At 36.9% G+C, this 22,641-nt stretch carries 21 protein-coding genes; 12 read left to right on the plus strand and 9 right to left on the minus strand.

From position 1 onward, the window contains the following. Positions 1 to 15 precede the first annotated feature (15 nt). The 4 genes from IQ13_RS04990 to IQ13_RS05005 form a co-directional block, all read right to left on the minus strand. The gene (locus tag IQ13_RS04990) at positions 16 to 1,395 is read right to left on the minus strand and encodes a RagB/SusD family nutrient uptake outer membrane protein (protein WP_144884944.1); all 1,380 of its coding nucleotides are present in this window, start codon (positions 1,393 to 1,395) and stop codon (positions 16 to 18) included. Between the two features lie 2 nt (positions 1,396 to 1,397). Further along, positions 1,398 to 4,739 (minus strand): SusC/RagA family TonB-linked outer membrane protein, encoded by a 3,342-nt coding sequence (locus IQ13_RS04995; RefSeq protein ID WP_144884945.1) that lies wholly within the window; start codon positions 4,737 to 4,739, stop codon positions 1,398 to 1,400. Positions 4,740 to 5,078: 339 nt separating this feature from the next. Further along, entirely contained in the window at positions 5,079 to 6,341 is a 1,263-nt protein-coding gene (locus tag IQ13_RS05000; protein WP_144884946.1) for a FecR family protein, read from the minus strand. Between the two features lie 152 nt (positions 6,342 to 6,493). Then, a complete protein-coding gene (locus tag IQ13_RS05005) occupies positions 6,494 to 7,099 on the minus strand; it encodes an RNA polymerase sigma factor (protein ID WP_144884947.1) in 606 nt (201 codons plus the stop codon). Between the two features lie 318 nt (positions 7,100 to 7,417). Between IQ13_RS05005 and IQ13_RS05010 the strand changes: the two genes are divergently transcribed. Beyond that, complete coding sequence (locus IQ13_RS05010) at positions 7,418 to 8,692, plus strand: hypothetical protein (protein WP_144884948.1); 1,275 nt, start codon at positions 7,418 to 7,420, stop codon at positions 8,690 to 8,692. 146 nt (positions 8,693 to 8,838) lie between these two features. Here the strand turns inward: IQ13_RS05010 and IQ13_RS05015 are convergent, their stop codons facing one another. Then, a complete protein-coding gene (locus IQ13_RS05015) occupies positions 8,839 to 9,063 on the minus strand; it encodes a hypothetical protein (protein WP_144884949.1) in 225 nt (74 codons plus the stop codon). Positions 9,064 to 9,188: 125 nt separating this feature from the next. Here IQ13_RS05015 and IQ13_RS05020 point away from each other — a divergent pair, with 125 nt between their 5' ends. Together IQ13_RS05020 and IQ13_RS05025 are read left to right on the plus strand one after the other, a co-directional pair. After that, on the plus strand, positions 9,189 to 9,407 hold the full coding sequence (locus IQ13_RS05020) for a helix-turn-helix domain-containing protein (RefSeq protein WP_144884950.1): 219 nt from the start codon (positions 9,189 to 9,191) through the stop codon (positions 9,405 to 9,407). A 49-nt stretch (positions 9,408 to 9,456) separates the two neighbouring features. After that, entirely contained in the window at positions 9,457 to 9,978 is a 522-nt protein-coding gene (locus IQ13_RS05025) for a hypothetical protein (protein WP_144884951.1), read from the plus strand. A 1-nt stretch (position 9,979) separates the two neighbouring features. Here IQ13_RS05025 and IQ13_RS05030 read toward each other — a convergent pair whose 3' ends face one another. Both IQ13_RS05030 and IQ13_RS05035 read right to left on the minus strand, forming a co-directional pair. Beyond that, the gene (locus IQ13_RS05030) at positions 9,980 to 11,275 is read right to left on the minus strand and encodes a hypothetical protein (protein WP_144884952.1); all 1,296 of its coding nucleotides are present in this window, start codon (positions 11,273 to 11,275) and stop codon (positions 9,980 to 9,982) included. 45 nt (positions 11,276 to 11,320) lie between these two features. Then, complete coding sequence (locus tag IQ13_RS05035) at positions 11,321 to 12,448, minus strand: hypothetical protein (RefSeq protein WP_144884953.1); 1,128 nt, start codon at positions 12,446 to 12,448, stop codon at positions 11,321 to 11,323. A gap of 162 nt (positions 12,449 to 12,610) precedes the next feature. On the opposite strand from IQ13_RS05035, the gene IQ13_RS05040 reads away from it, so the two are divergent. After that, positions 12,611 to 12,886 (plus strand): helix-turn-helix domain-containing protein, encoded by a 276-nt coding sequence (locus tag IQ13_RS05040; protein WP_144884954.1) that lies wholly within the window; start codon positions 12,611 to 12,613, stop codon positions 12,884 to 12,886. A 242-nt stretch (positions 12,887 to 13,128) separates the two neighbouring features. On the opposite strand, the gene IQ13_RS21330 is transcribed toward IQ13_RS05040, so the two are convergent. Continuing rightward, positions 13,129 to 13,266 (minus strand): hypothetical protein, encoded by a 138-nt coding sequence (locus tag IQ13_RS21330; RefSeq protein WP_158637315.1) that lies wholly within the window; start codon positions 13,264 to 13,266, stop codon positions 13,129 to 13,131. A gap of 210 nt (positions 13,267 to 13,476) precedes the next feature. On the opposite strand from IQ13_RS21330, the gene IQ13_RS05045 reads away from it, so the two are divergent. The 7 genes from IQ13_RS05045 to IQ13_RS05070 all read left to right on the plus strand — a co-directional run bounded on the left by IQ13_RS05045 (position 13,477) and on the right by IQ13_RS05070 (position 16,806). Beyond that, a complete protein-coding gene (locus IQ13_RS05045; RefSeq protein ID WP_144884955.1) occupies positions 13,477 to 14,331 on the plus strand; it encodes a hypothetical protein in 855 nt (284 codons plus the stop codon). Next, the gene (locus IQ13_RS05050) at positions 14,321 to 14,764 is read left to right on the plus strand and encodes a hypothetical protein (protein WP_144884956.1); all 444 of its coding nucleotides are present in this window, start codon (positions 14,321 to 14,323) and stop codon (positions 14,762 to 14,764) included. Before IQ13_RS05045 ends, IQ13_RS05050 begins: the two co-directional genes overlap by 11 nt. Before the next feature lie 98 nt (positions 14,765 to 14,862). Continuing rightward, a complete protein-coding gene (locus tag IQ13_RS05055; protein ID WP_144884957.1) occupies positions 14,863 to 15,195 on the plus strand; it encodes a type II toxin-antitoxin system HigB family toxin in 333 nt (110 codons plus the stop codon). Between the two features lie 10 nt (positions 15,196 to 15,205). Continuing rightward, positions 15,206 to 15,670, plus strand: a complete 465-nt coding sequence (locus tag IQ13_RS05060; RefSeq protein ID WP_144884958.1) for a helix-turn-helix domain-containing protein — start codon at positions 15,206 to 15,208, stop codon at positions 15,668 to 15,670. A gap of 25 nt (positions 15,671 to 15,695) precedes the next feature. After that, positions 15,696 to 15,998 (plus strand): hypothetical protein, encoded by a 303-nt coding sequence (locus tag IQ13_RS05065; RefSeq protein WP_144884959.1) that lies wholly within the window; start codon positions 15,696 to 15,698, stop codon positions 15,996 to 15,998. Continuing rightward, entirely contained in the window at positions 15,995 to 16,309 is a 315-nt protein-coding gene (locus IQ13_RS21335) for a hypothetical protein (RefSeq protein WP_158637316.1), read from the plus strand. Before IQ13_RS05065 ends, IQ13_RS21335 begins: the two co-directional genes overlap by 4 nt. Then, positions 16,309 to 16,806, plus strand: coding sequence for a hypothetical protein (locus IQ13_RS05070; RefSeq protein ID WP_144884960.1), 498 nt, complete (start codon positions 16,309 to 16,311; stop codon positions 16,804 to 16,806). Before IQ13_RS21335 ends, IQ13_RS05070 begins: the two co-directional genes overlap by 1 nt. Positions 16,807 to 16,841: 35 nt before the next feature. On the opposite strand, the gene IQ13_RS05075 is transcribed toward IQ13_RS05070, so the two are convergent. Continuing rightward, positions 16,842 to 18,155, minus strand: coding sequence for a HEPN domain-containing protein (locus IQ13_RS05075; protein ID WP_144884961.1), 1,314 nt, complete (start codon positions 18,153 to 18,155; stop codon positions 16,842 to 16,844). A gap of 168 nt (positions 18,156 to 18,323) precedes the next feature. Between IQ13_RS05075 and IQ13_RS05080 the strand changes: the two genes are divergently transcribed. After that, the gene (locus IQ13_RS05080) at positions 18,324 to 22,553 is read left to right on the plus strand and encodes an NACHT domain-containing protein (RefSeq protein WP_144884962.1); all 4,230 of its coding nucleotides are present in this window, start codon (positions 18,324 to 18,326) and stop codon (positions 22,551 to 22,553) included. The last annotated feature ends 88 nt before the right edge of the window (positions 22,554 to 22,641 follow it).

The following is a 22,641-nucleotide window of genomic DNA, read 5'->3' on the forward strand; positions in this document are numbered from 1 at the left end:
AAAAACTTCTAAAGCCTAATTATATCCGGGATTTTGTGTGAGATTTGGGGCTGCCAACATTTCAGTCAACGGAATAGGGAACAAAGATCCTGTTATAACCCACCCACTTTTTATTGGCGCAAGTGTTGCGTCAAGTTGACCAATTCGTTTAAGATCAAAATATCTAAGTCCCCATTCGGCGAATAGCTCCAAACGTCTTTCTTGTATAATGGCATCTACTAGTGCCTGACCATTCAATGATGTTAAAATAGATAACCCTGCACGAGTTCTGATTTTATTGAGGTCATCAATAGCAGTTGCGTCTCCGAGTTTTGCTTTAGCTTCAGCTCTATTGAGATAAATCTCAGCCAGCCTGATCATCATTTGAGTCTCCACCTTAGTTCCTGTACCTATTCGAACTTTATATTTAAAAGGATATCTATAAGTAGTGCCTGACACTACTTTCGAAGCAATCCAATTGGCTTTCCTCTTATCAAGAGCTGTAAAAGCATCATATAATGTAGTCCGTACTAAATAACTGGGCCGTATTGTCGTACTAGTCGCAGGCACAAATGTGAACCCTTCATATGTGTCTGTAGTTGACTGCCCTGCACTGGTCTGCCAAATTGCTTCATTGCTGCCAATAAGAAACACTTTACTTAAATCAGCTTCTAATAAATAAGTACTTGATTGGGCAATTATCTCATTACTATTATTCAAAACTTCGTTCCAATTACCCAAATAAGTATGAATACGGGATAATAGCGCTAATGCAGTATAATAATTAGGCCTATATCTTCCTGATGTTGGATATGAAGTACTTAAAAGAGATTTTGCTTGTGCAAGGTCACTTAATATCTGTTTCATTACTTCATTTGAAGTTGTTCTTTCCATTTTAGAGTTACTGTCAAAATCACTTGAGCTCACCACCAATGGCACATCGCCAAACATGCTTACCAATTGCCAATAACAAAATGCTCTTATAAAATAAGACTCGCCTAAAAGCTGTGAACGCAAAGTATTGGGTATTGGGGACTCTTGCAATCCAGCGATACAACTATTAGCTTGATAAATGTATTGATAAGGAAATCTCCAAAAATTATTGTAGACAATAGAATTCGCTGGCGAGAGCTTGCTATCCGCAAATTCCAAAATGTTAGCAGTTGTCGTAACGGTTGCTAACTCATCTGAATATAAGCCCAAATATACAGTTGGGCCACCAGCTGCGAAATTAAGGCTCGTGCTGGACATAGCACTATACATTCCATTGATTGCAGCAGTTGCGGTTTCCGCTGTAAGAAAAACGGTGCTGCTTGCTACTTGATTTGAAGGAGGCCCAACTTGAACAAACTTTTTACAACTGACGAAGTATGATGCAATCGTCAGAAACAATATGCATGAATATCTATTTTTCATAATTAATAAGTTATTTGGATACCCACTGAATAAGATTGCAGTGTCGGCATTACTAATATGTTTTGAGTTTCAGGATCGTAGCCTTTGGTACGATTAAAGGTCATAAGGTTTTGACCTTGCATATATACCCTTGCCGACGTAGCACCGATCTTTGTCAAAAGATTCTTTGGAAAAGTATATGCTAATGACACATTACGAAGGCGTATGAAAGATTGATCACTATAAACGAAGCTGCTCTGTGATCTGTTGCTGCCAATCGTTCCTGGGAATGCTGATGTAATCCTTGGCAGATCAGATACGTCTCCCGGCTTTCTCCATCTATCATCAATTAACAGGGGTTGATTCTTTTGCGAACCTGCGGGTAATATAAGTCCGTATAGAAAATAATATGGATTTCTTCCGGTTTGGCTTTTAAAATCAAAGAAGCACTGTAGTTCTATTCCGGCATATGTCAAAGTGTTTTGCCATCCTCCATAGAATCGTGGATCCGTGCGTCCGTTGATCTGCCTATCTTCTATATCAACAGCATTATTTCCATTTACATCTACATATGAGATCTGGCCGGTTGTCGGATCAACTCCCAAGGATCTATATAAATAGATTGAATTCAGAGACTGACCAACAACGTATAGACTCCTGTAAGTGGAGGTATTAATATTAGGAAAAGATAACAATGTATTTTTAGGTACAGTCAAATTAAATACACTATTCCAACGCAATTTTTTCGACTGTATTGGGGTTGTCTCCAATAAAAATTCCCAACCTTGATTTTGTACTACAGCAGGAAAATTCGTGATCACACTTGAGAAGCCAGTTATATAGGGCAGCCTGTAATTAATCAATTGATTTCCGCTTCTGTTACGATAATACGATGCGGCTAAAACTATCCGGTCTTTTAAAAAACCGAGATCTAATCCAGCTTCCAGCTTATTGTTACGTTCCCAGGCATAATCCGGATTACTTAAATTATTTGGAACTAATGTAGGATCATTAACATAACTAAAACTCGCAGGGCGCCATGTTTCTACAAACTGATAATCCCCTATTTGATCATTGCCAGTAACACCATAACTCCCTCTTAGCTTTCCAAAACTTAAAAAGTTAAACTTATTACTAATAAATTTCTCTTCAGAAAATATCCAGGCCGCTCCAATTGCACCAAAATTTGAAAACTGTTTTCCTGGGCCAAATCGACTACTTCCATCACGTCGCCCCGTTGCATTTACAATATACTTGTCGGCAATATTGTAATTCAATCTACCGAAAGCAGCTTGATAGCGGTATTTGGTCAAAGTGCTTGTTGCATCGATCAATGTTGCCGCATCAAGACTTTCCAATAAAGCCTCACTACTGAACCCTTGGGCATCTATTGATGTACTACTATTAACTTTTGAAAGAAATGTCGTTCCTAACAATACCGAAAACTTTCCCTTCCACAGATTTGTACTATACTCTAGCTGGGGCTCAATATTCCAACTATTATATTGATTCTTTCCAAATAGACCTGAATGTCCTTGGATAGTGCTTGTAGGAGTTTTTGCATCTGCAGGTGACAATTTCTGTTCATCAGTGAATTGTTGGTTATATCCCATCAACACTTTTGCGGTCAGCGTCTTCCATATTGTATATGCTAATGTTAAGTTACTGGTTAGGTTGTTGGTTCGTACTTTATATTTTTCTCGTAAATACGAATAAGGATTTTCAAACTGGACGCCATTATATACATACTGCAATTTCCCATTAGTGTCAAAAAAATCAGGACTATTGGGACTCATGAACGTGTATAAAGTAAGATCACTTGATGCGGACCTATTTTCCACACTTGTAAAACCTCCGGAGAAATTAATACTGAGTTTATTATCCGTTGATTTATGGCTTAAGTTAGTTAACAAGCTGCCACGTTGATTTGGTAAATCATTTGGAAATATGCTTGTTTCCCTGTAATAGTTCCCACTTAATAAAAATTGTGTACTAATATTCCCACCTGAGATTGATAATCCAGCATTGGTTACATGACCGATTCCTCCTAAGAATTCTTTTTGATAATCTTTATATCGAGTTTGGTCGTAAACTAACAGGTCAGGAGCATTGCTTGTTGAAGCTGGAGTTCCTGCATTTGCTAGAGCCTCATTACGCATAGCTATATACTGTTGTGTATTCATCAAAGGCAACAGATTACCTACCTTTGCCATGCCCGAGTTAAAGTTTGCGGTTACTCTAGTTTTACCTATGCGACTTTTTTTGGTTGTAATTAGCAGTACCCCATTTGCCCCACGGCTACCATAGATTGCAGTTGCATCGGCATCTTTTAAAACCTCAATGCTCTCGATATCATTAGGACTTAAAGCATTAAAGGGACTAAGACCGCTTCCCTGGAGTGTATTATTAATTGCAGAATTGATCAATTGCATATTCTCATTACCTGCAGCGAAAGGAATACCATCAATTAAAATTAACGGTTGCGAGCCCTGGGCAATTGAATTTCTACCACGTATCTGTACATTAAATGAAGAACCAGGTACGCCTGATTGTTGTGAGACAACTAAACCCGGTACTCTACCAATTAAAGTTGCCAAGGGATTCGATACAGGTTGCCTTTCAATCTCTTTGGACGTAACTCTACCTACACTACTTACAGAATACTTTTGCTTTTCTGTATAGTAGCCTTTGTTTATAACCACTTCTTTTAATTCAGCTTCACTACTTTTTAACACCACCGTTACATTGGTTCTTCCTCCTAATTTCAATTCCACCGATTCATGTTCTGCATAACTAAACAGCAGAATTGCATTTTCATCTACTCCTTTTAACAGAAATACTCCACTGGCATCGGTAGTGGTACCGTTGGTAGTTCCTTTTACTTTTACTGAGGCCCCAACGAGAGGGCTACCTTCACTATCAGTGACTCGGCCATTTACATCAATTATTGTTTCTACTTTTTCGTTTGGGATTGTTTGCTTTGAAGAAGACGCTTCCTTTACTTTAATTACAATGGTGTTGCTTACGATGCTGTAATCAAGCCCCTGGTCTTTCAGTATTTCATTTAATGCCTGTTGCAGTGAAACATTTTTCAAGTTAACCGTTACAGGCTTACTGTTTTTCAGCATGCTTCGGGTATATAAAACAGGCAGTCCGGTTTGCTTTTTTAAAAGATGAAATACATCTTCCAACTTGGCATTACGTTCCTGCAGGCTTACAGTTTGGGTGTAGCCTTTGGCACATACTTGCATGCAGGCTGCAAATAAAAAAATAGTTATAAGTCGCATAATTTTCCATGCCTGCCCTGAAGACAGGTGGGTTGGGTTAAACCCCTTTGGGGAATGGATACAAAGAACCTTTCGCATAACTTTGCATTGTTTGGGTTGATGAAATAATAAGCAGTTTCGCAATTGTCATTTATGGGATCAGCTCAACCAACTCACCGCTTCGGGGCCTAATCCGGAGCGGTTTTCATTTGAACCAACCAGTGTACCGCCATAAGCGGCAAAAGAACTACAGTTTTTTTTCAGTTAACTTTTCAGAGTATTCTTCAAAGGTTATTTATGATCAATGGGTTAAAATCGCTTAACTCAAGCTAAGGATATTCCCCAGGCAAGTTAGCATCCCTAATGCTACTAATTTCTACCAGCTATCATCTGTATCTTCTGTCTTTTCTGTCTTACCGACTTTCAGCCATATATAAACTATTTCCTTACAAACACTTTCTTCCCTTCCAACCTGAATTTTATCTTACCCGTTGCCTCTAACACTTTCAACAGGGCAGATACATTTTCCTGTCGTGATGTCCCCCCATTAAATTCTTCATTAGGTAATGAACCTTCATAAACTATTTCTACGTCATACCATCTTGCAATCTGATTCATTACAGTCCGCAAGTCTGCATTATCAAAACTGAACATTCCATTTTTCCACGCCATTACAGCTTCAACATTTACTCCCTTAACAATGCTGATATTTTTTCTAATCTGCGCCTGTTCTCCAGGATTTAGCATTGCCCATTCACCTCCTGAGCCTGTCGAAGGACCAATTGAAGTTTTCACTTTGCCTTCTAGCAACGTCACCTTAATCTCACGATCATCATCGTAGGCGTTCACATTAAAATGTGTGCCCAAAACCGTTACATTTAAATCTCCTTTGGCTACAATAAATGGCTTGGCAGAATTGTGAGCTACTTCAAAATAAGCCTCACCTGTTATGTTCACTTTACGTTCCAATCCAACAAATGCTACGGGATAGGTAACAGAGCTTCCTGCATTTAACCATACCCGAGACCCATCTGCTAATGTAATATCGATCACCTTACTTCCTCTTGGATTCATTAAGGTATTATAAACCATTTGCTCATTGCCTGTTGTCAATTGCCCATTGTATTCTATTCTTCCTTCATCTGTTTTCTTAACAACGACTCCGTTCAGATTAGCAAGCTGTCCATTCTCTGCACTATCCAAATAAACTGTTGTTCCGTCTGCAAGTGTAATTTGTGCACGGTTCTTATCTGGTGCTTTCACATCATTTGTCTGCACGATTATGGTCTTTGGTCCGTCGTCTGTAGTCTTGCCTTTCATTAACCAATACCCAATAAACACCAACCCAACCACACTCGCCGCCACCGCAATCCGTTTCCACAGTTGAATATTTTTTGTACCCTGAGCGATAGTCGAAGGGGTACTATTCACCATTGGTCCTGAGCGCCAGTCGACGGATTCACCATTCACCCTTTCCTCCAGCTTTTCCATCAAATACGCCCTGTTCTTCTCTAAATCGTAGCGGTCAAATTTTTCAAGTTGTTGTTTTACAAATGCATCGTTATGCAATTGATCAAACAACGTTTTGTTGGCAACAGAACTGTTGATCCATTCATTTAATACAGCGGCTTCTTCAACAGTAATGGTTCCGTTCAACTCTTTGCCAATAAGCTCACTGATATAAAATAATCTATCCTGCATGTATGATATTTAACAAAAGGATGGTCAAAACTTTACAGAAAAATAATCAAAAAGTAATGGCCGCTTTAAATAGAACGTTTCAAATACGGGTTTGTACTTTGTCGGATCAAAAAAAAATCAGAACCGGTTTGGCAGGTTATTTCGGGCAGTTTCTATTGCAGCTTCTCACCAATATAAAGAAGACTGCAGAAAAGCACAACAGAACTGATGCTTCCATTTTTAAACAGTGAAATGCGTAACAATTTGGTTGCTTCAGATTTGTGATTCCGCACCGTTTGGTAAGCCATGCCGGTTTGTACCACAATTTCATCATTATTCATTCCTTCGATCAATGCCAGTTTAAGTACGGTTTTATACTTGTCAGGCAGCTGATCAATGGCTTCATATATAGCCTGTAATACTTCAGCCATGATAACGGCCTGTTCTGTTTCTTCCTCACTTATATCAGCGAGATACTTAATTTCTGAATGAGTTTGCTCATGCCGCTTTTGCATGCGAAGCAGATCATAGCAGGCATTCTTTGTTGTTGTGTAGAGAAAAGATTTTAAATGTGGTAACGTTTCAAAGTCAGGATTTTTTTGCAACAGTTTTACAAAACTTTCTGTCGCAATATCTTCCGCATGAGAACTGTTACCGGTGATTTTTTCAGCAAAGTAACACAGGGGTTTATAGAACATACCATACACCTCAGTGAATGCATGGCTTTCACCTTGCTTCAATGCATCAAGTAACTCCGTATCCCCGGTTAGTATCCTCATGTATAAGTTTAGTGGCTTTTGGCAGAACTTGCTCACTGCAAGTGAATATAAAATTATCAAATTAAAAGATAATCTGTCAAACTACATCAATTTCAAGACTGTTAATAAACATCGGTAGCTGCATTAAAATCAAATTCATTGTACAGGCGTACAAATTATCAAGTACAAAAACTGGTTACCAACGTTATACTATATTGACATTTTTTTCAGAGCACCCGCTACCTTTCGGGCACAATGAAAATAAATGCTGCTTATGACATTTAAATCACTGCTATTCTTCTTTCAGTTGAGGTGAAAGTAGATAGAGAAAAAAACACTATGGCGCTACCTTACGAATTGGAGTCGTTAGATACAATGATTTCAGAAAACCTTCATCCGAAACACTGGCTGCATGAAACAACAACACCCGAACTCGAAAAGCAATTGATAATAATTGGACAACTGGCACACGATGAAAACAATAGGTTCCGGAAACGCATTAAACCGGTTGCTTATAGTTTAGAAAAAGAGAAACACCGGCAACTGTTTATACGCCAACACATATCAGCCTTAATTCATTTGCTCGATACACTCACACACTTCCTGATGCCTGGCATAAATGAAACCTTTTCTGTACTCCCCGGCGATACACAGCTTTCCAAAGTTTACAAATCCCTGTACATTTCCTGTAGTGAAACCTTAGAAGAACTGCAAACCTGCTTTCCGCAATATGTAAACTACGATCACAAAATACCCGACCATGAATGGTCCTTATTACAAAGCAAATGGAGCAATGAAATAAAAAACATCAAACAAAAACTTTCAAAGTTAAAAACAGACAAATCTTTGATCGATATGCTGCTGGCATACCTCTACAACATTACTGATTCAACAATACAACCAACCATCTCGTACCGAAAAATGCGGTACCTGAACGATCTGTTAATAGGCATCAGTAATCTGAAGCATACAAAGCGTATTGCAAACCAATGTCCTCCTATAACAACCCTGCTCATTTATTTAGATTTCAATACAACAGAGTTTAAAGATTATCTCGTCGATTTCATTTGTGAAAATGCAGCTGGCTTGGTTGATCCAAAAGCAAGGATAGAACGACTTTCATTTTTCTACAAGCAGATAAGTCAGTTGCACGTACGTCCAGGGGCAACGCTACGTCCTTTATCGAAATCAGTAAAAGAAGATCTGAAAGATTGGTTGGCACGGGAAATAAAATACCAGGAGAAAACACATACCATAGGTTTCATTACACCTGCCAACTTTAACCAGGATGTTTACAACAAAGGCATCTGGTACAATTACAGCATCGAAGAACTCGCATTATTCAAACGCATAGAACACGAAGCAGGCTTGATCAGCAATAAAAAAATTCGTCCGATGATTGATGACTTTGCAAAAATTGCACACACATCAACCCAGCACAACATTTCGCCAAAGAACCTCTACAACCTGTTTTACAACATAGATCTTTCAACAATCAACTCCTTGCACGATAAATTATTCTTACTCATCAATCACCTGCAGAAAATAAAATCAGAAGTTGTCCAGAAACAAAAAGAAAAAATCACTACAAAACGTAAAGTAAATAAATCCTGAATAAGCGTGTGCTGAGCGAACCTGTCCCGCAAAGCGGGAGTCGAAGGCGATACTTGCACGTTCACCACTCACTGCTTGCCTTCCTTTGGATTTTGTTTTTTGGACCTTGGATTTTTTCTTGCACCTTGTATCTTGTGCCTTTTCCATTATCCTTTCCACAACTCCATTAAGCCATATTCGTTCACTATCTTATACAGCTCCAGTTCATCATGCAGCGTTAATCCGTTCCTGTTACGGAGATAACTAACTTCTTTCTCCAGCACATCCCCCAATGTATGATAGCCATGGAAAGTCAATAACTCTATCAAGTCACTGTTCAGTGTAAGTGATTCCACTTTTTTGTTCAGGAAATCATTTTGCCTTTGATCCATAGCCAAGTTAAACATACAAATACAGGACCTATTTTGTTGAATAGGGGTCAAAGTTAATCGAAATTTTACAATGAAGTATGTTCATACGTCATTAGATATTCAGAAACAAATGACCTTGGCCATCAATGACGGGCAAGGAAAAACAACTCTTAAAGTTTGCTAATCACCTGAAGAAGCTTCGGGAGGATAAAGACATCAGCATACGAGAGCTGGCCGCCCGTTCCGGTTTAGAATATAGCCAGGTACAACGTATTGAAAAAGGAAAAGTAAATCTTGCACTCACCACCATCTTAGCCCTTGCAGATGGGCTTGAATTACCACAGTCTGAGTTATTGAACTACTGATTACAAATTAATCACCTAAAATTATCATTTTCATTTCTATCTTTCGATCATGACTATCGAGGAACAAGCATATCATGCCATAGGAAAAGCACTTATTTCAGCACAAAGAGTTGAACATATGACGAAAGCACTGGTAAGTTTTTTAATTGAATTTAATGACGACTTTAAGGGGTTCAATACCAAAGACTTTTTAGACGAATCACGGAAATTTAAAAAACTAAAGAAACCAACCTTGGGGACTGTTTTCAATCAACTCAAACTGAATCCCAAATTGGTGTTGGTAAATGATCTTGATGTTTATGTGCAAATGAGAAATGAATTTATTCATAGTTTTTGGGAGAAATATATGTTTTCCAAAGACATAGTTCAAGCCAAAATAATCCTCGAATTCTGCACACAATTCGGTATGATGTCAAACACACTTGAAAGATTTTTTAAAGGATTTATTTATTTGCTCAAACTCCGATATATGACAGCATTAGAAGATGTTGATAGTGACAAGGATAAATGGTCAGATGAATTTGAATACTTTCTAAAAGCACTTCAGAGCAAAAGCCTTTTCGCTAATTAAACTATTTCGCTTCTTCGACTATTACTGCTCGATCTGAAAACCCATACAATTTCCAAAGACTACCGTAAGCACAAGTTTTTTCATCCTTTGCCCTAACCCATGGAGAAGTTGAGCATCTATCATCAGTATTCCCATTAAATGAATTTCCACAACATTTAACTAACCCACATTCTGTTTTGCCATACATCAAAGTATTATTTATTTGTTGTAATGCAAGTAAGTAGAGTGGCTCAATATCTTGCAGCTCCTGTAACTCATGTGGTGGTCTGAAGAACCGATGCTCATGGTAATTATGAATTTGAGGAGTGCCAAATTGCTTCATCGCATTTTCCCACATTCCCGAATAGGGGTCGTTTTCTCGATAGAGTTGCAACATAAAATAAGGGTTGTTATATCTTGAAACAAATCCTGATTCTATAACATACTTAAACCATTCAACAGTATTTTTAAAAAAGGGGCTTTGAATTAAATCATTAAAAACAATCATCGCTCCATCCTTACTGGATTTAAAATCATCCCACACTCTCCAACCATTATCATACAGATAATTAATACCAAATTCGTAAATCTCTTCAGCCTTACTCGGCACAAATTCTTCTTGATGCATTTTCAAAAGAACTTGATAAAACATTCTTCCTGGGTAACTTGAAAGTATTGCAACATCACAAAGAGCGAACAAATACTCATCGTTATCCACAAGATTTGAGCCTAAGTATTCTCCTACCTTCTGACAGGCCCGGTATGGGAAATTGTTAATCGTATCTTCTCCAAAGAATTTCTTCTCAATTAAGTAGGCCATCGTTTCTGTAACAGCCGTATCACCAAATAAATAATCCGCCTCGTTGTTTTTATCATCCTTGATTTTGAGCTTAAGAAATCGCATACCAGAATTAGGTACAAGTTTATCGTAGCTCTCGTCTGGTTTCAAGCTTATGTGAACAACCTTTGCACTACCATCGTCAATGGCCTCCGGCAAATATTTGTCACCGGCAATAGCCGTTAGCGACCTCATAAAAAATCGTTGCGTATTTGCATTGTCACTTCGTACTGGTATTTCAATATCGCCGTTAGTCTTTTGTTGTTCATAAACCAACTGCCTCAATTGATCATATGTACTCCAAATATGTGCTACTCCAAATCCACCGCTAATGTTTTGAAGAAAGTGAATATACTCATGAACAAATACCCTTTGATCTGCTATACTCAGTTCCTTAATGTTGTTAATTGGATCTGGTATTCTTATTCTGATTAATAAATGAGATGCTACATAGCTTCCAAATACGAAATGATATGACATTATATATTCTTATTGATTAATAATCGTAAGGTTTCTTGTTTTAAACTACTGATCTTCCAATATACTTTGCACAAAATCTCTTATCTCATCTTTGCCAAACTCGATTCCATCTCGCATAAAAACAAGAGCCTTCAATTTCTCAGGTTTATATACTCCTTCTAAATGTGTATCTGTATTATAATCATACGCAGCAGACCTGCTTAACTGTTCAGGGTCTATTTGGAAGAAAAATGATTCCTCAACATCTTTCACTTGTAAATTACTCTCCATTTGTTCAATAAATGGTGCGACTTCAGCATTGCTGTAAGGTTCAAATTGTGTAAACAAAGGCGGACATGCTGCCAGCTTTACTTCTGTGCCATTAAGTTTAAAATCATTTGCACAAAGGGGCATAGGAATGCATATAAAATAATTCTGAAAACCAAAGGCAATCACATGTGTAAAGTTGCTGCTCGTCAAGTCACGTTTTTGAAAAATATATGCCCGGGGCAGTAGGTTTGCATGGAAAGGCAAACGGTATCCATACACGGCTGCACCTTTTAAATCAACAGCATTATTTAAAAACATGAACGCATATTTATAAAAAGGGAGCAGTTTTTCATTAAACAATGACAAGCCCCATTTCAATAATACTTTGTACACAGATAGTGGCGTATATGGGTTCTTAATATACTTTACATTAATAATTCCTTTTTCTCTATCAGAAACATCAATAACGTTATTCTCAAAATCATCAGTGGAAATTACCACAAAGTCATTTCCCAAATAACTTTTAGATTTCGCTTTTAATTTCTTCCCAGCAGACTTAAATCCCGGTACTCCTTTTTTTGAAGATACTCGTTGAATTGTTCTTGAAATGCCCAGGAAACTGGCAAGGTCATTTTCCAGTTTACTAAACTTGTTATTACAGATGTCGCACTCGAAGTCGGTAAACAAATCCTTATTGCCAATAAGTTCAGATAACAAATGCGAGTAACTTTTAAAACTGACCTCTGGGAATTTTAATCCACAGAATCGACATTGCCTATTTGCTTTTGGCTTAAGGTTTTTCTTGCTAAACCTTGGGTCCTCTGGAAAAACCATATCAAGCAACTCGTATTTTTCATAAAAGTCCTTATACAAATCCAGATAAGATTCGTGCGGCGTTAATGTAACATCTATAATTTCACTCATTGCGTCGTCTTTAATTTATGTGTCTATAAATCTGACTTTTTACAGACATAAATTTATTACTAAAACCATTAACGGTATTGCATTTCATGCAACTTGTACAAGCCTTGCAGTTTTGAAATCTGCAAACATCCTTCTCTTTTTGCTGTCATAAAATTTCACCACATGGCAGTAAACATTCTAACCAAAGAAGACCTCCAGCAATTCAAATCAGAACTACTTACCGACATCAAGGCACTTCTGCAGGAGGCTCCCAATAAGCCCAAGAAATGGCTAAAGTCCTATGAAGTCCGGGAGCTGCTCGGTATCTCACCCGGTACATTGCAAAACATGCAGGAAAACGAAATACTCATTGGTTCCAAAATCGGCGGCCTCATGTTCTTCGATCACGATGACATCCTTGCACTCATGGCCAAAAACAAAAAGCCCCTCCGTCGATAACAAGTCCTGAGCACCCTGAGCCTGTCGAAGCGTTGAAGGATTAGCCATTCACGATTCACGATTGCATTCTCCATGAACCATGAACTATCAACCATGAACCATTCCATCTACCGTGGCCGCAACCATACCAAAAAGCAGAAATGCAAATGCAAGCCTGCTCTTTCTATTGCCGAAAAGAAAAAACGTAAACAACAAAAGCAGTTTATAAAAACATTCCCGACATGGAAACACTTGTTACCATGTTATTCAGTGAGGATGTTCAATGCAGGTAAACCCAATTCACCACTCACCATTGACCATTCAGCATCATGAACTATGTAAGGCACCTCAACGCCTTCTTTGCGCTTGTTCGTAGTGATCAAAGGCTTACATCTTCGCATGTGAGCCTTTATATGGCTTTATTCCAGTACTGGAACTTCAATCGCTTTCACAATCCCTTTTCGATCTACCGTGACAACATCATGCAGCTATCAAAGATCGGCAGCAAGAATACCTATCACAAATGCATCAAAGAACTGCATGAAGCCAAATACATTTTCTATCATCCATCCGTCAACAAGTTTCATCTTGTCCGTATCAGCATCATTCCCTTGGATGTTCAACCAGAACTGCCCAGTCGTTACAAACAGCTTGATCTCTTCGGTACTGAAAATGATACCGGTAGTGTCCCAAAATCAGTACCGGCCAGTACCGATAATGATACTGCACCAGTCCCAAAATCGGTACACATTATAAAACCAAACAGTACTAAACAAAAAACAGTGTGCAACACACATGTAGTTCTTTTGAAAGGAGATGAAGTAGCAAAAGAAAAGAATGCCCGCCGTCGTGTCCCAAAATCAGTACACGTATCGAGCAAAGTCCTGAGCGAAGTCGAAGGGCGTAACGATGGCAATATTGAGCGCAGTCGAAATATGCCATCGCTAAACCAAGTCGAAGAGTTCTTTCATCTGCAATCATACCCACCTGATGAAGCAAAAAAATTCTTCCTCTACAACCAGGGCAAGAACTGGATGCTCACCGACAAACTAAAGATTAAAGATTGGCAGGCACTTGCTCACAAGTGGATGCTCAACATTAAAAAGAAACCAAAGCAAGAAAACATACCAGAGCAAACAAGCAATGACATAGAAAGAGAAGTACAGTTTCTCTATGAAAGCTTTTTAGGCGGTAAGAAAATCTTTCAGCACATCACAACACAGCATTTCGAACAACTAAACCTTTTACTCGATGATCAAACAATAGAACAGGCAAAACAACAACGCATCAAAGACATTGAAGGAACCAATCAATATTCAATAGGGCAAATCTGGCAAGCCTACTTAACAAATAACCCAAACAATCCAATCGTACAAAAAGATTTGCCCAATGTAATGGAACTGGCAAAACGAATAGCAGTAATAAAACATTTTCAATCACAAAAAAATCAAACCAATGAACATTAAGAACTATACTTCAAACGTGGAAGCAAGTAAATCCATGGCACGTATTGAAGAGCTACTTGTTGAGATAGGAGCAACCAACATAAACAAGCAATACGCAAACAAAGTCTGCACCGGCATCACCTTTCTGCTCTTCGATCAACAACTGCAGCAAACCTTACCCTTTCACCTAAAAGCACAAACCGAAGAATGTTTCCTGGTACTTTGGAAAGATGTTAAACGTCCCCGTCCCGATACCAAAGCAACACTGCAGGCCCAGGCAAACAAAACAGCCTGGCAGATTCTTTCCAACTGGACCGAAATTCAATGCAGCATGATCCTTCTCGGTCAGGCCAAACCCTTGCAGATGTTTTTACCATTCATGTACGATCACAAATCCAACGAAACCTTGTTTGATAAAGTAACAAACGGGAAGGTGAAACTACTAATGCCATGAATTCCTATATTCGTAAACTATTGATTTATAAGAGGGTTCTCAAAATGTGAAAAAGTTCTCATTTTGAGAACTTTTCAATAATTAATCTTATCTTTGATATGAAAGTTCACCTGATTCGAAAAGAAACAATTGAGGAATTTGTCCGGCATAACCCACAAAGCAAACTGCCATTTGGTGATTGGTTGTCAAAAATCAAATATGCAGATTGGGAAAAACCAACGGATATACAAAACACTTTTCCCAGTGCAGATTTATTGGGAAAAAGTTCAAACAGAGTAGTCTTTGACATTGGAGGCAATAATTACCGGATGATTTGTAAGTATGCCTTTGGAGATAAACAGGTGCATCTTTTTGTTTGTTGGATAGGAACACATGCAGAGTATGATAAACTTTGCGACAGTAATAAGCAATACACAGTTAGTATTTATTAAAATAGTAATCATGACAACACTGAAATATAAAGTCATCACAAGTAAGACGCAATACAAAGAGTATAGCAATGCATTGGAAGAGCTTATTTTTTCCGGTTCAAAAGATCGTAATACAAAAGACGAGATTGCCTTACTTACCTTATTAATTGAAAAGTGGGATGCCGAGCATAATACTTTTGACGAACTCAATCCTATACAATTACTTCAATCTCTCATGGAAGACCATAACATGAAAGCAAAAGACTTGGCGGAGTTATTAGATCACAGCAAAGGTTATGTATCTGACATCCTTAACTACAAAAAAGGACTATCCAAAGATGTAATTCGCAAGCTTGCAGAATATTATAAGGTTTCCCAAGAAGCATTTAACAGACCTTATAAATTGACTGTACCTGAAAATTCTCATTTGCGTAATGCAAGTGTAATGAATACTGCTAAAAAAATGAATGACAATAAAGCCCTAGCCTATCTATAACAATTGAAATTTCTAACATTAGACTATGAAAGAATTATCCTTGCCCATACCTAAAACTACCGCATTTGATATTTGCAAAACCGCTTTAACTTCCTGCGAAATTGATATTGAAGAAGAATGTCAGGAGAAAAATTTTCTTAAAGGATCATTAAATACATCCTTACTTTCCTTTGGCAACAATGTTGAAATTTCCCTCACCGAATCCGGTCAAAATACAACTATTGTAATCTCGTCTAAGTCATCCTTTACCTTTCAATTAATAGATTGGGGTAAGAATGCTGAAATCGAAGATGATATTGCTAAAAAAATTATGCAACCTTTTGTATGAAACTGTATGTAAAAGATCGAAACGGCCAAAAAATTCACCTGAATGTTACAGCAGGTACACGGGAGGAGCTGTTCAGGCATCTCGGAAGTCGACAATTCCAGATCATGGGGAAGGTTTATAATGTTAACCAGGTATATGCAGAGGCCTCCGATGACAATACTTCAACAGGAGTAGTTGTAGGTGGTCTAATTGGTATTCTTGGCGGGCCTGTTGGAATACTTATTGGTGGAGCATTGGGCGGCCTGCTTGGAAATGGGTCAGATACTACAGAAAATGAAAGAGTAATCATTTTTAACAATAGCAGAGCGTAATGTTTAAGAAAATTGATATAAAATACACGCTTTACTTTATAGGCCTTATTGCTTGTGTTCTTCTGGCTATTATGTATAATAAGCAACTTCTTAAAGGAGTAGAGCTGTTCCTTTCTTCAGAATGGACACAAATTGTTGCAGGTATCCTATCGTTTGCCGCCGCTATTCTTTCTAAAATCAAGTATAAGCAATTGGCATTTTCGAGACCAATGACATTTAGCCAATTTAAAGTGCCTGTTGAAGAAGTATGGTCTTTTATCTCCAACCCTTTAACATTAGTTTGTTCATTATCGCTTGCTAAAGGGCTATTTCTTCAACTTCGTAATATAAAAAAGGTTTTCGTTGATTTTTCAAACTTGGAAATCACTTTTATCGGGATAGTTGTCTTGTATCTGTTATTTGATGGAATTACAGATTTTATAGGTAATGTAAAATTGGCTCTATCTAAAACAAGCCCAATAACCGCAGTGCCGGAGCCGCTCAGGGAAAATGAATAAAGCATGGTAAATCAGGTTATAGTTCTTGAATTGCGTTATAATGATCTCTTAGCTGAAGCAGCTCCTGTAAAGTGCAAAGAGTATTCATTATTCTCATAATCCTGGTAAAATACTGCAGCTCGATTACTTAAGAGCTTATTGATAAGGTGATCAGGTAATTGCAACTCTTTCAGAATGACACCTTTTAAAAGTTGCCGAAGAGCTTTGTTTGCATAAAGAAGTCTGTTAGGTGTCCATATCTCTTTCTCTGTTTCATGATAATGTGTATAGTAATTTCTAGATTCCCTGATCAGGTCAATTGTTTTTAAAGGGTTCTGAAAGTTTTGTTTAAAGAAATCTATACCTTCAATAATCTTAAAAAGATGATGGTATCTGATTATTTGCTCCCATCTTTTAGTGGGTCGATTTACTAAACCAACTTCTGATAATTCGCTCAGCAATACTTTACGAAGTGCTTCATTTTCCTTCTCATAAAAATATTTGTGAAAAACTTCGAATGCTGTGGTGATATTCAGAAATGAAATTTCAGCAGTATTGTTTTTTATACTCGCAATCAGCAAGTCAATCACTTTAACATATTTGTCTCTTTTACTATAATATGTTTCAAGAATTTTTGGCCAATACAATTCCAATTTATCATAACTAAGCAATGTGTCATTATTATCAGGTTCTGTAACTCCTTTTGTACTCAGAGAAATAACCTGTTTTTTACTAGTGAAAGAAAATTGCAAATAAGTAAACCTTGGCACATCATCAGAAAACAAAGAAAGAAGCTTGGAAAAAGCCGTTGCAATGTGATACATTTCCAACCGGCTGGTTGGCTTACTATTTTTTAATTTTACAAAACTGAGATTTTGGAGAATGGTTTGATTGCGACTGTAATTTTCACCACAAAATTCACATAGTTCAAGCTGGGTGTGCTCTGAAATTTGGAAGGTTCTGGTGAAAAACTCTTTAAGTATTACTTTGCTTTGTTCCGAAGTGGAGAAAGTTATTTCAGGCTTTATCCTTGGGTGGTTAATCCAGTTCGTAAGTCCTGTAATCCGCACCTCGGCTTCAATACAGTTTTTTTCAGTCGCCTCACTGACAAAATCCCCCTCATATAATTCATTAATAACAAACTTGCATCTACTTGAAGAAGATTGGCTAAAATAACAGTTAATAAAAGTGTACTTTTCATTTGTGGCAACTGCGGTAGCGTAAATAACTTTGTAAGACTTAATCCAGTCTTTCATACTGCCGTTATATTCAAAATAATCTTTACCGTCCTGGTCTATAAAAAGTAGTCCTTCTCTCACTTCATTGGGCAAGTTTGGCTCATAAAACTCAATGTCAATACCGATTTTCATAAAGTTATTTTTTTCGGAAGATCGTTTTGTTTCTTATAGTTGCTTCAGTTACATTCATTTCAAGGTGTTAAAATTATTCAAATCATCTCAACCATCAATAGTCGAAAGTCATTAAACTTGTTTTATTTTTAAGACTATTTTACTTTACCCAATTAATCTACACCTGGTATGGCGTTAAAAATAAACTGGCAAATTTTCAGAGTTAAGAATGAAGACAATACGAAGGCATTTGAAGAATTATGTTATCACCTTTTTTGCAGAAAGTATAAACAACTGGAAGGTATTCGGGTTGACTATAATCAGGTAGGTCTTGAAACTTATCCTATAACAAACGGGAAAGAAGTAATAGGTTTTCAATCAAAGTTTTTCGACAATAAACTCTCAGACAAAAGTTCTATTGATCAAATTAATCATTCAATAGCAAAGGCAAAGAAAGCTTATCCCGGATTAACTAGGATTGTACTTTATACGCATCAATCATTTGGATCAGGAAGTCCTAAATATAAAAAAGACATTGAGACAAAAGCAAACCCTGTAAAAATTCAATGGATTACTGAAAGCAATTTTCAGTCACTTCTCTTTCAACCAGGGAATCTTGATCTGGCTCAGTTATACTTTGGGTTAGGCCATGAGCTGGGTTTTATAAAAAACAACATCTCACCGGAAATTAACACGCTGTTACTTTCGGCATCTTTCATAAATCTTCCTTTATCAGCTGATGGATTTAAAGGAGGCATCGATTTAACCACTGAAATACTTAAACCGGGTTCCAACATTTTCGTTATTTCTGGAAGCCCGGGGTCAGGCAAAAGTATTTTGATGCATAGGCTATTTCAAAAATTTGGAGGACTCGACCAAAAAACTGATACAAAAATGTTATCTGTTATAGTTAAGCAGGGAGCTGTGCCAATGCTTATCAATCTTAAACTTTGTAATTCCGATACACTGGAAAATATTATCAGGGGTAGGCAAACGGATAACAACCTTAGAAGAAAGGCACTAAGTTTTATTTATTTGTTTGACGGATTAGATGAACTGAATGAATTCAAAGCAAATCAAGCACTATCATATATTGCAGAGTTATGCAATCATGCACAGACAGCTAAAATAATTATCAGTTGCAGGTCTGGTAATCTAAATGCTTTAAGAGCAAGAAATTATTTGAAAACAATTACTGACTATAAAATTGACCAGCTTGATTATTCATACACATTAAAATATTTCAAAGCAAAAGGAAATATAAATAAAACCCAAAAACTTGCTCTTCTTCAAAAGGAAAATAGCTCATTGCTTGGCGAAATAAAAGACGTTCTTCTTATTACTATTTTATGGGAAATAATCGAAGAATTGGGCCCTGATAGTACAACAATACATTTATTAGAGAAAAAGGTTACTCATTTAATACAAGATCCAAAACATCACAAAAACATTGAAGAACTGAATTTGCTAAATCCTAAAGAAAAAGAGATATTGGAACTAAATCAGGAGCTGTCCTATTTTTTTCAGACAAGGTTTCAATTTCGATTTCCACAAAATGAGCTGCAGGAGTTTATTATTAAAAGATACCCAAGACTCGACTATCGTTCCGTAAATATTTTAACTGATTATTTGGCTGCGTTATTTTTCGAAAGAAATAATTCTCAACCCTCAGAGACCAATTTCATATATCAACATAGGCGGTACCAAGAATTCTTTTTTGCCCAAAAGCTTAAAAAAGAGTTTGAAATCAACCCTTCTATTATTCGGAAGTTAAAGGTTCTCTCAAGCCATGATTTTTTTGAAACCCTTTTTCTTCCTTTCCTCAGAAGTGAATATCAAAAAGAGAACAATTTGACAGGGTTTCTTGGTCTGAATCTTATTGATGTTTATTTAGGTAAGCATAAAGGGTGGGGCGCAGACAATGCTTACTATAAAGATTCAAAGCAATTTGTAACAGCTCTCTCTGTCCAAAGCCCCGGTGTTTTTGAACAAATCATTAATGATGAGTCTCTGCAAATTGCAGAAGAGCTTTTCATTAAACCTGCGTTTTTAAAACAGGCAATCAAAGATTATAGACAAAGTAGTGCACGATTCCCTGACGAACAGTATTTGAAAAACATTTGGGAAGAACATATGACCAACTTGTTAAAACTTAATGCAGAGCTTCATAAACATGGTAAAACAAGATTTCAGCAATCAATATTCTCACAAATAGAAGAACTTAGAGCAATTTATGCTAAGGAAGGTTTTGCTTCAAAATATCAAAAAATCTACAATGATACTCTTCTTGACCCCTATTGGAAGGAATGGTATAGTTATCTCTATCACCTGGTTGTCATTTCAAATAAAAGCATTGCTGATGTTTATGATGACGAAATAAAACGAAACTATCCGCTTATGAAGGGCATGGATTATGAAAGTCGTGAAGAACAAGGCAAAAAGAAATTGATTAACGACTTTATACGAATTGGGGTTGAATATAAGATAAACGAATTGGGGACTATTCTTGATCAATTTGATAAATTTCAATTCCTTTCATTATTAGAAGTCCTATCAACTCCTGAATTCCTACCTTACTTTTATTCCAATGCAGATATTCGAAAATTCATAGATACCTCAATTGACAGCAACAGGTTTCAAGTGACTGAGTTTCACTTTGCCTATGTGTTTTTTAAAAAGATCTTAGGGAAAGCAGTCTTGGAAGAGGAATTTAACGCTGCAAAAAGCAGATTCCAGGAATTGGAAAAGCTGCGAGGAATTGATCTTAAAATGCGGGGAGTTGCTTTTCAATGTGCAGTGCTTTCTTTTATTTTTGATCGCTACACATTCTCATTGTTTTTAAACGAGCAACGAAAAAGCAGTCTGTACATCTATAATGAATTAGGTATATTTTGTACCCTGTTCAAGGAATTTGTATTGTTGCTATCGAAGGAAAGAAACGTTGCCTCAATTTGTGGCGATTTTGTTAAATACTGCACTCTGTATAATGAAAATAAATTCGAAAGTTACTTCACATCAGAAATAACTCAGCTTTTAGCTTGCATTATTAATCATGGGTGGTCTGACATTAATTTTCTGAAAAAACTTATCAAAATAACTGTTCGATCCGAATACAACATAAATCCTTTTGAATTCTTTCTCAACTTAAAGCATACGGATAACAAGCTTTATTTGTCGTTGATAACAGAACCTGTTTTAGAGTCATTTGAAAAAGACTTGAATAAATCAGATGGCTTCTTCCAGGATTATATTGATTACTGCTTTGAGTTATCGATTTTATTTTCCGAGGTAAACGATACTAAATCTGTTGAATATTTTATTAAAGGAATTAACGATGGTATTCTGCGTCACGGTTGGCGTAAAGATTATATCGTCAGCTATCTTTTGGTAGATGCCTTTGAAATTGTTTTAAGAAACAGGTGGCTAGACGAAAAAAAGTTGAATAAATGTGCGTTTGAAATTCTGTCGCTTGCAATCCGTGTGAGTAAAATAACCGATGGTAAAGGCACCCAGCATGGCCCTTATACATTCATCAAAACTGTTGCCTTATACGATATGAGTTTGACAGAGAAACTAGTAAAGAAACTGAAGTCAGATTTGGGTAACATTGGAAATTCAACAAAAGCGGCTATTATAAGAGCCAAAATCGAAGACGGACTTCCTTTCGAAAACTTGGAAGGGGAGCTTGATGCCATTTCTATTGGTTATAGAAATAATGGCAAACCAAATGAAGATTATTATTTTGAAAAATTTAAAACTTACTTAGCAGCAGCGTTAAATTATTTTTATTCTGATGCAGAAAGAGCCAAAGCATTTGAAAGTGCTTATTCCCAAATAGAAGAAGTACTCTCTCAGAATTATGAATATCTGAATTTTAGCGATAGCATTTCGGAGGACTTAGAAAATTATAAGTCGTTGTGCACTCATTACAACAAGCCATTTAATATTCCACGGCGAAAGGATGACAATTCTTATAAATCTGCTTATGACCCAATCAGGGAAAAAGCGTTTATGTATAAAATTTCATCTGCGAAAACTAAAAGAGCCATTAATCTTTTATATGATAAGTTGTACAAGAGTGATAGTGTGCTTCTGCATAATCAGGAATCATGGTCAACATTGGTTAATAAAACTTATGAAATACTAGGAAATATATCTCCATTTTTAAAGGTTATGGAAAAAAATCTATATCCACATTCTGATTATTTTACACATAATGCATCGTTTCTTCACTTTGGACTTGCTGCTGCTTTGGGCAACAGTAACACCCAAAAAGAGGCCCTTGATTACCTATCACTTCATTCAGGACATGGAGGATTTGTTAATACAATGAAGGCTTATGAGGTGCTTAGAGATAAAGAACAATGCCTTACGTTATTTAATCGCTTCTTACAATTCTGCCTACTGTTGGTGAAATAAATTATAACAAAGTCGCTCCAGGCCGTTTGATTTATCCTGTACAAATACATATTTGATTGAAATGCATACAGGATCAATCAAACCGCCT

Origin of the sequence: Lacibacter cauensis (assembly GCF_007830055.1) — a bacterium.
In the GTDB taxonomy this organism is placed as follows: Bacteria; Bacteroidota; Bacteroidia; order Chitinophagales; family Chitinophagaceae; genus Lacibacter; species Lacibacter cauensis.